The 11,749-nt window shown below is 58.9% G+C and carries 12 protein-coding genes; 9 read left to right on the forward strand and 3 right to left on the reverse strand.

Annotation, left to right across the window (positions count from 1 at the left end):
- Positions 1–289, forward strand: a 289-nt coding sequence (locus tag ACTH3D_RS10530; RefSeq protein ID WP_441667038.1) for a YbaN family protein, incomplete at its 5' end; no start/stop codon positions are given.
- Positions 290–466: 177 nt separating this feature from the next.
- Entirely contained in the window at positions 467–3,097 is a 2,631-nt protein-coding gene (pepN, locus tag ACTH3D_RS10535; protein ID WP_441667039.1) for an aminopeptidase N, read from the forward strand.
- Positions 3,098–3,105: 8 nt separating this feature from the next.
- On the opposite strand, the gene ACTH3D_RS10540 is transcribed toward pepN, so the two are convergent.
- Positions 3,106–4,704: a cation:proton antiporter domain-containing protein gene (locus tag ACTH3D_RS10540; RefSeq protein WP_441667040.1), complete on the reverse strand. Its 1,599-nt coding sequence runs from the start codon at positions 4,702–4,704 to the stop codon at positions 3,106–3,108.
- Positions 4,705–4,840: 136 nt separating this feature from the next.
- Here ACTH3D_RS10540 and yegS point away from each other — a divergent pair, with 136 nt between their 5' ends.
- Positions 4,841–5,752, forward strand: a complete 912-nt coding sequence (gene yegS, locus ACTH3D_RS10545; RefSeq protein ID WP_441667041.1) for a lipid kinase YegS — start codon at positions 4,841–4,843, stop codon at positions 5,750–5,752.
- Positions 5,753–5,924: 172 nt separating this feature from the next.
- Positions 5,925–6,431 (forward strand): hypothetical protein, encoded by a 507-nt coding sequence (locus tag ACTH3D_RS10550; protein ID WP_441667042.1) that lies wholly within the window; start codon positions 5,925–5,927, stop codon positions 6,429–6,431.
- Between the two features lie 189 nt (positions 6,432–6,620).
- On the opposite strand, the gene ACTH3D_RS10555 is transcribed toward ACTH3D_RS10550, so the two are convergent.
- Complete coding sequence (locus ACTH3D_RS10555; protein ID WP_027966264.1) at positions 6,621–6,824, reverse strand: cold-shock protein; 204 nt, start codon at positions 6,822–6,824, stop codon at positions 6,621–6,623.
- Positions 6,825–7,131: 307 nt separating this feature from the next.
- Here ACTH3D_RS10555 and ACTH3D_RS10560 point away from each other — a divergent pair, with 307 nt between their 5' ends.
- Entirely contained in the window at positions 7,132–7,548 is a 417-nt protein-coding gene (locus tag ACTH3D_RS10560) for an NINE protein (RefSeq protein ID WP_441667043.1), read from the forward strand.
- 5 nt (positions 7,549–7,553) lie between these two features.
- Entirely contained in the window at positions 7,554–8,210 is a 657-nt protein-coding gene (locus ACTH3D_RS10565; protein ID WP_441667045.1) for a LysE family translocator, read from the forward strand.
- Positions 8,211–8,356: 146 nt separating this feature from the next.
- Here the strand turns inward: ACTH3D_RS10565 and ACTH3D_RS10570 are convergent, their stop codons facing one another.
- Positions 8,357–10,312: a transglycosylase SLT domain-containing protein gene (locus ACTH3D_RS10570; protein ID WP_441667046.1), complete on the reverse strand. Its 1,956-nt coding sequence runs from the start codon at positions 10,310–10,312 to the stop codon at positions 8,357–8,359.
- Positions 10,313–10,478: 166 nt separating this feature from the next.
- On the opposite strand from ACTH3D_RS10570, the gene ACTH3D_RS10575 reads away from it, so the two are divergent.
- The 3 genes from ACTH3D_RS10575 to ACTH3D_RS10585 all read left to right on the forward strand — a co-directional run.
- Positions 10,479–10,820: a YkvA family protein gene (locus tag ACTH3D_RS10575; protein ID WP_441667047.1), complete on the forward strand. Its 342-nt coding sequence runs from the start codon at positions 10,479–10,481 to the stop codon at positions 10,818–10,820.
- Between the two features lie 126 nt (positions 10,821–10,946).
- Positions 10,947–11,456 (forward strand): PaaI family thioesterase, encoded by a 510-nt coding sequence (locus ACTH3D_RS10580; RefSeq protein ID WP_441667048.1) that lies wholly within the window; start codon positions 10,947–10,949, stop codon positions 11,454–11,456.
- Positions 11,449–11,749, forward strand: a 301-nt coding sequence (locus ACTH3D_RS10585) for a PaaI family thioesterase (protein ID WP_441667049.1), incomplete at its 3' end; no start/stop codon positions are given. The genes ACTH3D_RS10580 and ACTH3D_RS10585, both read left to right, overlap by 8 nt.

The following is an 11,749-nucleotide window of genomic DNA, read 5'->3' on the forward strand; positions in this document are numbered from 1 at the left end:
ATTCATGCTGGTTGCCGTATGGGCTGCATCGCGCAGCTCGCCGGAGTTTGCGGCCTGGCTGCGTGGTCACCCACGCTTCGGGTCGGCAATCCTGGCCTGGGAACATGAACGCGCCATTCCGCGGCGGGCCAAGGTACTGGCCTGCCTGTTGCTGACCATATCTGTTGTTGTGATCGCTTTTGGCGATCTAGTCTGGTGGGGCAAGGGGCTGCTATTTAGTGGGCTGGTTGGCATTGCGGTGTGGATCGTCACACGTCCGGAACCGAGTGTACCCCCCGTACCCCGCTGAAGCTGAACAGCACTTGCCGCTAGCGCTTTGAGTCTGAGGCGCTACGCGATTTACAATGGTTGTCATTGTTTCTGATTACTTGATTTTATAAGCCGGCCACCAGCATAGCGCGGCCTTGGGCCAATTCCATGTGACAGCGCTGGTCGGTTTCGCTTTTTTGACTGGAGTCTATCCCGCATGTCTGCGCCCCAAGCAACGTATCTTGCCGATTATCGTCCCCCCGCTTACCGGGTCATCCATACTGAGCTGACTTTCGAGCTTGACCCTGGGGCTACCCGGGTCAAGGCTAGCTTGCAGCTGGAGCGTCATCCTGAGCGCGGGGTGGGTGAACCGCTATGGCTAGATGGCAAGCAGCTGAGCCTGGTTTCGCTGGCTATCGACGGGCGAGTACTGGACGAACACGAGTACCAGGTTGACGAGCATGGCTTGAGCATTGAGGGCGCGCCCGAGCGCTTTCTGCTTGAGACTGAGGTTGAGATTGCGCCCAAGGACAACACCGCCCTAGAAGGGTTGTATCGCTCCGGCAGCATGTTCTGTAGCCAGTGCGAGGCCGAAGGGTTTCGCCGCATTACCTTCTATCCTGACCGCCCGGATGTGATGGCGACCTTCTCGACCACGGTGATTGGCGATGCCAGCCGCGAGCCCGTGCTGCTGTCCAACGGCAACCCGGTCGAGCGCGGCGAGCTGGCCGATGGACGGCATTTCGTGACCTGGGAAGACCCGCACCCTAAGCCTAGCTACTTGTTTGCGCTGGTCGCGGGTGATCTGCATTGCGTTGAAGACAGCTTTACCACCATGAGCGGGCGCACTGTCGCGCTTGAGATCTGGGTCGAGAAAGAGAATCTTGGCAAGACCGATCACGCCATGGCCTCGCTCAAGCGCGCTATGCGCTGGGATGAGCAGAAGTACGGCCGTGAATACGACCTAGACCTGTTCATGATCGTAGCGGTCAACGACTTCAACATGGGCGCTATGGAAAACAAAGGGCTCAATATCTTCAACTCGGCGGCGGTGCTGGCTCACCCTGATACTGCCACCGATGCGGCTTTCCAGCGTGTCGAAAGCATCGTGGCCCACGAGTACTTCCATAACTGGTCGGGTAACCGAGTGACCTGTCGCGACTGGTTCCAGCTGTCGCTCAAGGAAGGCTTCACGGTGTTTCGCGATCAGTCTTTTTCCGCCGACATGAACTCTGCGGCGGTCAAGCGTATCGAAGATGTCTCCTTCTTCCGCACCGCCCAGTTTGCCGAAGATGCCGGCCCTACTGCGCATCCGGTGCGCCCGGACCATTACATCCAGATCGGCAATTTTTACACCCTGACCATCTATGAGAAGGGCGCTGAGCTGGTGCGGATGCTTTACCACCTAGCCGGTCCCGAGGCCTTCCGTCAGGGCAGCGACCTGTATTTCGCACGCTTTGACGGCCAGGCGGTGACCATCGAGGACTTCGTTGACTGCATGGCCGAGGCGTCAGGCCAAGACTTCAGTCATTTCATGCGCTGGTACGACCAGGCGGGTACGCCGGAGATTGATGCTCACGGCGAGTACGACTATGCCAGCGCCGAGTATCGGCTGGTCCTGCGTCAGCGCACCCCGGCAACGCCCGGACAGTTCGACAAGCAGGCGCTGCATATTCCGGTGCGCCTGGGGCTGGTGGGAACCAAGTCAGGGCGTGACCTGCCGCTTACCCTGGACGGCCAGTCGCTGGGCAACGAGTCCGTCATTCATCTGTGTGACGATGAACAGACCTATGTGTTTACCGATGTCCAGGAAGCGCCCGTGGTGTCATTACTCCGTGGGCAGTCAGCGCCGGTCAAGCTGCATATGCCGTATTCCCGGGAAGACCTGGCATTTCTGCTGATCCACGACAGCGATGATTTCAACCGCTGGGATGCCGGCCAGCGACTCTCGATGCTGGCGCTGGAAGATCTGATTGCCGCCCATCGCAACGGGGTGGAAAAGGTCATGGACTCGCGCCTCAGCGATGCGTTCCGCCAGCTGCTGGAGGAAAACAGCGGTGACAAAGCGGTGCTAGCTGAGATGCTGACCCTGCCCAGCGAGGCGTATATTGCTGAGCAGCAGATGCTGGTTGATGTGGATGCCATCCATGCCGCGCGTGAGTTCGTGCGCCAATCGTTGGCGAACGAGCTGCGAGATCTGTGGCTCCGGGCATATCAGGCCAATCAGAGCGATGAGCCCTATGCGCCGTCTGCGCAACAGGTTGGCCAGCGTCAGTTGAAAAACGTGGCGCTGTCCTACCTGATGAGCCTGCCCGATGAGGAAGTCGTGACACTTGCTCAGCGTCAGTTTGAGGCAGGGGCAAACATGACCGATGTGCGCCATGCCCTGACACTGCTGGTACATGGTGACCACGAGGCCATCTCTGCACCGGCGCTCAAGGCGTTTGGCCATCAGTGGGCACATGATCCTCTCGTGATGGACCAGTGGTTCAGCATCCAGGTGACCCGCCCTCAAGCCGATGCTCTGGAGCGCGTGCGCTTCCTGATGGGGCACTCGGCCTTTTCGCTGACCAACCCCAACAAGGTGCGCGCATTGATCGGAGCTTTTGCCCAGAACCGCATCAATTTCCACCGCCTGGACGGTGAAGGCTATCGGCTGCTGGCCGATGTGGTCATCGAGCTTAACCGTCTGAATCCGGAGATCGCCGCGCGAATCATTACGCCGCTGACCCGCTGGCAGCGCTTTGACGAGGCCAGGCAGGTGTTGATGAAAGCCGAGCTGGAGCGCATTCAGGCCCAGCCGCTATCGCCCAACGTCTATGAAGTGGTGGAAATGGCGCTGGCCTGAGCCCCTGGCTAGCCCAGTTGCCGGGTGCGTGAATCGACCCCGGCAACTTTGGCAGCGCTGTCGGCAAGCGAACGGCCCGCTTCATCATAGACGTGATAGACCGCATGGGCGCCGAGCTCGCGAATCGGCTCCACTTCCTCTGCATACTCAACAATGGCCGTAATGCGCCCGGCAAAGTGACGCGAGCGCAGCTGGCTGATAGCGAACAGGTTTCCGGCATGATGCGGCATGGCCAGCACCACCAGCTGGACACTCGATGACATCAGCAGCTTTTCCCAGAAGTCAGAGTCTACGGCGTCGCCGGCCAGTACATTGAAGCCCTGGTCCTTGAGCCTGTCGATGGTGTTGAGGTTGCTGTCAATGCCCAGCACCTGCATGCCGTACTCCTTCTGCAGTCGGCGATAAACGCTGCGCCCGATACGGCCCATGCCCAGCACTACCGCCTCGGCATCGCCGACTTCAATAGGGCGGTCTTCGGGGTCTAGTCTGTTGGTGTTGATCAGCGGAAGGTGCGGTTCGGCAAGACGGTATAGAAACTCGCTGGAGTTGTTGAGTATTGCAGAGGCAGCAAAGCTGATGGCCACCGCCAGCGACAGCACCACTAGCCAGGCGTCAGGCAGCCTGCCGCTTTCAACCGCAATGGCGCCGATTATCAGGCCAAACTCTGAATAGTTGGTCAGGCTCAGCGTGGCCAGCAGGCTGGTACGATGGCGCAGGTGAAAGCGCATCAGGACCAGCTGATAGGCCAGGCTCTTGACCGGCAGTATCATCACCAGCAGTAGCGCCATGATTACCAGATCCCAAGTGGGAACTGCCGTAAGCCCCAGGCTGAGAAAAAAGCCGACCAGTAGCAGTTCTTTCAGGCTAAATATGGAGCGCGCCAGGGTCTGAGCTGCAGAGTGTGGTGCCAGTAGTAGGCCAATGATCAGGGCACCCAGGTCGCCCTTGAGGCCCAGCATTTCGAACAGCGTATAGCCAAATACCAGCGCCATGAGCATGCCGAACAGCATCTGCATCTCGCCGTGGCCAAGCCTGTCCAACAGCTGTCGAAGCAGTGGCGCCAGAGGAACCAGGACAAAAAGTGCCAGTGCCCACGGGCTTGGCAGTTCGCCGCTGGATGCTGTGATGAAGATGACCGCGATGATGTCTTGCATGATCAGAATGCCGATAGCCAGCCGCCCATAGGCGGTCTGGGTTTCGCTACGCTTTTCCAGCACCTTGAGTACGAACACCGTGCTAGAAAATGACAGCGCGAACCCCAGCAAGGTCAGTGTGGTCCAACCGGTGCCAGCCAGCATGGGTAGCCCAAGCCACTTGAGTGCGGCCAGAAGGAATACCAGCAATGCGGTAGATACCACCATGTGTACCGAGGTACTGCCCCAGATATCCCGACGGATCAGGGTGCGCACGTCGAGTTTGAGGCCAATGCTAAATAGCAGCAGGGTGACGCCGATATCAGCAATCAGCTCCAGTAACGGTGTGGCTTTGTAACCTGCGACGCTAAGGGCAAAGCCACCGGCAAGGAAACCCACCAGTGTCGGCAGGCGGCATACCAGGGCAACCAGGCCGCCGACAAAGGCCGCAACAATAAAGGCGGGTTCGATCATTGTTAATTCCTGTTAGTGCTTCGTGACATGACGACGTATTGTAGGCAGGTGCGGGTCTTGATGGCAGGCATGTGTGAACAGGTTACCTTATTCACATCGGACGTAATGGTCTGAGAGCGGCAGTAAGGAATTTTTAATGGCGAGACTGATTCTCAACGGGAAGGCGGCGCGCCGTTTTGCATTACGCACCGCGATCAGTAACTGTCGCAAAGAAGGGTTTTCTCTGGATGTGCGTATTACGCACAGTGCAGACGATGCGGCTCATTTCGCTGAGCAGGCTGGCAAGGATGGCATTGAGCGGGTCATTGCCGGCGGTGGTGATGGCACCGTTCATCAGGTAGTCAATGGGCTGATGAAAATACCTGCAAAGCAGCGTCCGAACCTGGGCATTCTGCCGCTGGGAACGGCCAACGACCTGGCGCGCTCGTTGGGTCTGCCCATGTCATCCTACCGCGCTCTGATTGCGGCCTTGACGCTGACCGCTCGCCCGATAGATATCCCATCGATGGATAACCGCTACTTCATTAATATGGCCACCGGTGGTTTCGGCGCAGAGATCACGTCAAGCACCCCCAAAAGCCTCAAGCGCCTGCTGGGCGGAGGTGCCTACTCGTTGATTGGGGCCCTGCGCGCCTGGCAATATCGCCCTTACCCCGGGCGTCTGGAGTGGGAAAATGGTGAGCACGACGGAGAACTGTTTGTGCTGGCGATGGGCAATGGCATCAGCGCGGGGGGCGGGCTTCGCCTGACACCAGACGCCAAGCTTGATGACGGCCTGCTGGATGTGCTCGCGGTGCGTGACGTGGCTTCGCTGCGCGATATGTGGGGAATGCGCCGTGAGTTGCAGAGTCGCCCGCAGAAAGGGACGTATGTCGAAACGTTTCGCAGCGCCTGGCTGAGTTTTGAGAGCGATGAAACCATGCCATTGACGCTGGACGGTGAGCCCTGCTGGAAAGATGGTTTCAAGGTCAAGATGAACCCACTGGCACTGTCACTTGTCGCGCCATCACACTGCCCGTTGATCAGTGCCCGTCCTGAAGCTCATTAGCACGGCACAGTAGGACAGACAGTGGGCTTTCTGTGGCAGTGACTGGATGAAGAAAAACTTGCTGATGCACTATGCTGCAGGCAGGTAAAATACTCTCTGGATGGAACACCTCCGCTGAGGCAGGGTCAATGTCATAACCTTCGCGGAACACTGGGTTAAAGAGGAGTTGTTGATGCGTTTTCGTTACTTAACGGTGTTGATTCTGGTTGCCGGCCTGGCGAGCTCTGCTGAGCTGCTGGCACAGTCTCGTGACAGTCAAATTGGTGAGAGCCACGTCGGTGAAAGTCAGGTTAGCGAGGGCCAGGCTGCACAGCCGTCTAATGATCAACCTCAATCTACCCTTGGTGCGGCGCTGGAGCCTCACAAGGATGCAGATGATGTCATTCAGGAAACCGATCGCCAGTTTGAAGAGGCCAAGCGTGAGCTGGAGCAGCGCTTTCGCGAGGTTGAAAAGGAAAGTCCGGTCAAGCCCAGTTCAGGAGCTCAGGATATTGACGATATCCTGAAGCCAAGTTCGGATCCCAAGGTCAGGGCGGCTCTGGAGGAAACCGAGCGGCGCTTTGAAGAAGCTAGTCGCCAGATCGAGTCAAGCTTCAAGGAAGCCGAGCGTGATGTGCCAGTCGAGATTCGTGACTCCCGCACGTCAGCTCAGGGCAAGGATAAAGCCAAGAGCGAATAACGCCGGTGGTAAGAAAGACGCAATAAAAAAAGTGCAGTAGAAGCGGGTGAAAAAGCCGGGCGAAAAAAGGTCTGCCGGTTGGCAGACCTTCTGCGTGAGCAGGGCAGTGGTCATTACTCATATGCGTGCCGTGCCACTGCTTTCAAGCTCCGGTTCAGAGCCTTAGGCTCTGACCGCGCTGTTTCGGGTTTATTCGGGCCGAACGTTAGAAGCCTGAAGGCCTTTCTTGCCCTGAGTGACGTCGAAAGACACTTTCTGTCCATCCTGCAGAGACTTGAAGCCTTCAGCCTGAACTTCGGAGAAGTGAACAAAGAGGTCGTCGCCGCCATCGTCCGGAGAGATGAAGCCAAAGCCTTTAGTGTCGTTGAACCACTTGACGGTGCCAGTTGCCATTTATCGATTTCCTTAACTAACTAATCATTAATGCCGGGGTGGCAGGTCACAGTCGACCTTGCCATACACCCTGATTTGCCCAGGTGAGGCTAGAGAGCAGTTCATAGGCTGTATTTCGATGGAATCGAACGACAACGGATGATGCTCAGCTTGCTGACCAAGGCAGCGACTGGTTGCGACAGCCGTATTGCGCCAATAAGTTGTCGCGTACACACTGTGTTCACCATTCGCAGGATTTACTGTAGCTACAAACACGCGGGCCGTCCAGCGCCCACCATGCAACCAAAGGCCCCCTTGAGATAAGTTTATGAACCAGATGACGTCTTCTTCGCCTAGCACCCATAACATGCTGATTGGCTACCTGCTCTGGATCTTCGGGTTCCTGGGCGCCCACCGTTTCTATTACGGCAAGCCTGTTACCGGAACAATCTGGTTCTTCACCCTAGGCCTGCTGGGCATTGGCTGGCTGATCGACCTTTTTCTGATTCCAAGCATGGATCGCGAGGCTGATCTGCGTTTCCGGGCGGGGCCAATCGACTACACCCTTGCGTGGCTGCTGCTGACTTTTTTGGGTGTGTTTGGCTTGCACCGCTTTTATATGGGTAAGTGGATAAGCGGTCTGATCTACCTGCTGACGGTGGGTCTGTTCGGCTTAGGGATTCTTTACGACTTCTGGACGCTGAACGATCAGATATCGCTCAAGCACGCTGAGCAGCAAGGCTGATTCCCTTGTCCCTTGACGCTCAGCTGTGGTCATTCCTGATCGCTATCACCCTGTTAAGCGTGACGCCGGGAGTAGATACCCTGCTGGTCATCCGCAACACCGCTCGCGGCGGGGTGGGTGATGGTATGATGACCAGTTTTGGCATCTGCCTGGGTCTATTTGTGCATGCAACGATATCGGCACTGGGCATCTCCTGGATTCTACTGCAGTCCGCCTGGGCATTTTCCGCACTCAAGCTGGCCGGTGCCGGTTACTTGGTGTGGCTGGGGTTGGCCAGTCTGAAAGCGGCACATGCTGGCCATCAGCTGCCGGTGGCAGCCGTGGCTGGGGGAGGGGTGCCCGGGCTTTTCGGAGCCACTGCCTGGCGTGCGTTGCGCGAGGGGCTGCTGTGCAATGTGCTCAACCCCAAGACCATCATCTTTTACATGGCATTTCTGCCCCAGTTCATTGCTCCGGGAGATGCCGCCTTGAGCAAGTCGCTGTGGCTTGCTGGCATACATTTCGTGATTGCTAATATCTGGCAGATTGGCGTGGCCGTGATGGTGGGAAGCGCGGGAGGTTGGCTGGGCAGTCGCAGCGCTGCACGCTGGCTCAACGGCCTGACCGGCGGTGTGCTGGTAATGCTGGGCTTGAAGCTGGCACTGACGCGTCAGCCGGTGTGAAATCACGCCTATCATTCGCCACAAAACAGGGTTCGCATAAAACTGCCCTGGCCCTGTCCTGTTAAGGATGGGCCGGGGCAGCTGGCGCTGAGGCAGTCGACCGTATGGTCGACGCTGCGTTTGAGTGGTTGGGTGAGTGGCCAGGCTCAGCGGCGCATCAACGAAGGCCCATAGTCAGCCTGGCGCTCGGCGGGGGTCAGCAGTGAAACACCCTGAGTGCTGGCGTTGTTGGCCAGGCTTTCAAAGATCACCCGGTAAGCCAGCACTGCTTGCACATAGTTACGGGTTTCACGAAACGGGATGCTTTCAACGAACAGGTCAAACTCGCCGTTGCTGTTGGCCAGCCAGCGGTCGACGCGGCCGGGGCCCGCATTATAGGACGCCGTTGCCGCCAGGCGGTTGCCCTGGTAACGGTTGAGCATGTCGTCCACGTAGGTGCTGCCAAAGCGGATGTTCAGTGCCGGGTCGAGTATTCCGTAAGGCCCTGGGTCAGCGATGCCCATCTGACGGCTGAGCTGGGTGGCAGTGCCAGGCATCAATTGCATCAGGCCGCGAGCCCCCGCGGGTGAAAGCGCTTCAGGGTTGTAGGCGCTTTCACGCCGGGCAATGGCCATCAGCAGGTAAGGGTCAACCCCGGTAGAGCGTCCCCAGCTCAGGAAATCATCGCGGTAGGCCTCAGGGAAGCGCCATGGCAGGGCGTCCCACTGTTTGGCTGCGATGGTGGTTTGCACCAGCCGGGCGGGCCAGCCGCGTTGCTGGGCATAGTCGGCTAGGCCTTGGGCCAGCTCAGGGTCCAGCTGGGCGGCTGCACCATACCATTCGCTATTGGCCAGCCCCGGCTCGTTGATCCGCAGCAGTGCTTCGGCACGAATCACTGGGGGCAAGGCTGCTACCTGGCGGCGCAGGTTTTCACTGACGGTGGTGTTGGACAGGTTCAAGGCGTAGGGCTGGCCAAGGCGATCGGCAGCGGCAAAGGCAAAGAATTCGCGCTGTTGCGCTGCGTTGGCATAGGCTTGTTGTGCTTCGCTGCTGTTACCCAGTTGCTCCAGCGCTCGGCCTTTCCAGTATTGCCAGCGTGCATTCTCGGCCGCGTCAGCCGGTAACAGGTTGGTCCAGGTGAGCACGCCGCTCCAGTCCCGTTCGCGCAGGGCCCTGCGAATGCGTAGCTCGAGCAGGGTTTCACTGTTTAGCGCGGGTAGCACGCTATCAACCCAGGCGTACTGCGATTCGATATCGCGCGCCAGGATGTAGTAAGCAAGGTCGTGTTCTATGGCGTGCTTGCGTTCGTCTGCAATGATCGCGCTCGGTGACCAGCGCTGCCAGGCAGCCAGTGCTGCGCTTACGTTGGCGCGGGTCGCCTTGTGCATGATGGCAGTATAAAGCGCACCGTTGCCGCTGCAGTTGGGGCCTACGCAGTCAGGCAGTCGGGCGGGCAGGTGCGGAGACGAGGCGGCGTCTCTCAGCGCTGTTAGGCCTGAGCTCCATGCGCTGGTTGTCTGCCTGCTTAGGTAGTCCATCAGGTCCGAGTTGCCGTCGCGCCAGGCCAGCGTCAACCGTTCCCAGTTCTCATTCGGGCCGATGGCGCCTCGTGATTGCAGCGTGCTGAATAGGGTGTCGCAAGCCGGCGGCTGGGATTGGCCAGCATGCCACAACTCGCGGCCACCCATGGCGGCGGCTTCAGGCGAACTTCTGAGCAGCGCGGTGAAATAGTGGCAACGTTGCTCAGTGCCCTTGGGCTCACCGTCGGCTACAGCCAGCACGTCGTCATAGCGGCGGGCATCGCCATAGGAGGAAATAGCCTCGCCGCGCATCCAGCCGGCCAGCGGTGAGTCGCTGTAGCGGCTGGTAAAGCTGTTGACCTCATTTGCCGAGACATTAGGGAGTTGACGCTTGAGCAGATGGTATTCCACGTAGCCTTCCAGCGGATGGCCAGCAATGGCGCCGTGGTTGATAGCTTGCCAGTCGCCGGCGCGGGCTGATGCCAGCGCCTGACGCAGCGCGTTATCATCGCTGGCATACAGCGACGTGGAAAGCCAGGGCAGGGTAATACACAGCAGCAAGGCCGGCAGGCGGCGCGGCAAGGAGCGGGGTGGCCAGTACATGGTGCGTCTCTCGATTGGGGTAAGCGTGGCGCTGTAAAGCATGCGGTTGCTAACAGCCATTGGCAAGATGCTTGACCTTGCATAAGAGTGCCCCAACTACAGTGAAGTAGCCAGCCAAAGTGGCCACCACCCTCAAACCGCAAAGCGGCGATGGAGACTGTGCGATATGGCGAGTCCCGGTAACGGCCCCAAAGGCCCCAATCCACTGCAGCGGCTCAAGCGTCGTCCGCAGCTTTTTGCCCGAATGGGGCGAGCGCTCAGGTTGTTTGGCCCCATGCTGGCCGATGTGGTGCGCGGCCGCTATCGGCCGGTTCCATGGCAGGCAATCTTGTGGATGCTGGCTTCTTTTGTCTACCTGGTGTCTCCACTGGATCTGATTCCGGATTTTCTTCTGGTAATCGGCCTGCTGGACGATGTGGTCATTGTCGGCTGGATGCTGACGCGCGTGGATCGCGGCCTGGAAGGCTATCGCCTGTGGCGTGAAGCGCGGCCAGGTGGCGGCCAGTAACTGCTTTGGCGCAAGGAATGCTGTGTCGCTTGGCTATTGCCAGGCTGGGGTATGACGGTTAGCGTAATACAAACGTTTGATTCCAGGCCGGCGCTGCCGGTATGCCTGTTCAGCCCGAGGTGGTTCATGTCTTGCGTTCCTGCGCCGAGTCGCGACGATTGGCAACGCGCCATAAGGCGTTTTGTCACGATTATTCCCCATACCCGCGAGCTTGGCGTCGAGGTCATCGAAGCCGGGCCCGATGGCGTGCGTTTGCGGCTGCCCTGGCACGCCGACCTGCTGGGTGATCCGGCTCGCGGTCTGGTGCATGGCGGGGTGCTGACCATGCTACTTGATACGGTATGCGGGGCCGCTGTGCTGCCGGCGCTGCCAAGCCCTGAGGTGTGTCCCACCTTGGATCTGCGGGTCGATCATTACCGCCCAGCGTTGGAAGGTCAGGCGATCATTGCCGAGGCGCGTGCTGTCTCGGTCAGCGCGTCGGTGGTGTTTACTGAAGGCCTGGTGTGGCAAACCCGCAGGCAGCCTGTTGCCCGGGGTATCGCCAATTTCGTGCGCCTTGGGGAGCGCAACACGCCGCCAGGCTTCGCTAAGGCGCTGTTTGCCAGTGATGGTTCACAGGAGGGTGGCCATGTCTGATGCTTTTCATAGCAGTGCTTTTAACAGCACGGATATCGACACCTGGTTGGAGCGCGTTCCCTACGCCCGTCGTCTAGGTGTCAGCGCCTCAGCAGACCCACATGGTGAGGGGCTACTTTTTTGTCTGGAACCCCGCGATGGCAACATCGGTAACATCCTGCTGCCAGCCCTGCACGGGGGTGTCGTGGCGGCCTTCATGGAAACGGCAGCCACCTTGGATTTGATGCGGCTAGCACGTGGGTCTGAGCTGCCGCGTATTGTTGATCTGTCCATCGACTACCTGCGTACTGCCC

The organism is Halomonas sp., from assembly GCF_052095765.1.
Classification (GTDB): domain Bacteria; phylum Pseudomonadota; class Gammaproteobacteria; order Pseudomonadales; family Halomonadaceae; genus Halomonas.

What these genes read in the sequence shown, in the direction of transcription:
- ACTH3D_RS10550 (WP_441667042.1), top strand. Translation starts at nt 5,925, where the DNA reads ATGCGTTTTCGTTACTTAACGGTGTTGATTCTGGTTGCCGGCCTGGCG.
- ACTH3D_RS10555 (WP_027966264.1), bottom strand. Translation starts at nt 6,824, where the DNA reads ATGGCAACTGGCACCGTCAAGTGGTTCAACGACACTAAAGGCTTTGGC.
- ACTH3D_RS10580 (WP_441667048.1), top strand. Translation starts at nt 10,947, where the DNA reads ATGTCTTGCGTTCCTGCGCCGAGTCGCGACGATTGGCAACGCGCCATA.
- ACTH3D_RS10560 (WP_441667043.1), top strand. Translation starts at nt 7,132, where the DNA reads ATGAACCAGATGACGTCTTCTTCGCCTAGCACCCATAACATGCTGATT.
- ACTH3D_RS10570 (WP_441667046.1), bottom strand. Translation starts at nt 10,312, where the DNA reads ATGTACTGGCCACCCCGCTCCTTGCCGCGCCGCCTGCCGGCCTTGCTG.
- ACTH3D_RS10540 (WP_441667040.1), bottom strand. Translation starts at nt 4,704, where the DNA reads ATGATCGAACCCGCCTTTATTGTTGCGGCCTTTGTCGGCGGCCTGGTT.
- ACTH3D_RS10575 (WP_441667047.1), top strand. Translation starts at nt 10,479, where the DNA reads ATGGCGAGTCCCGGTAACGGCCCCAAAGGCCCCAATCCACTGCAGCGG.
- pepN (WP_441667039.1), top strand. Translation starts at nt 467, where the DNA reads ATGTCTGCGCCCCAAGCAACGTATCTTGCCGATTATCGTCCCCCCGCT.
- yegS (WP_441667041.1), top strand. Translation starts at nt 4,841, where the DNA reads ATGGCGAGACTGATTCTCAACGGGAAGGCGGCGCGCCGTTTTGCATTA.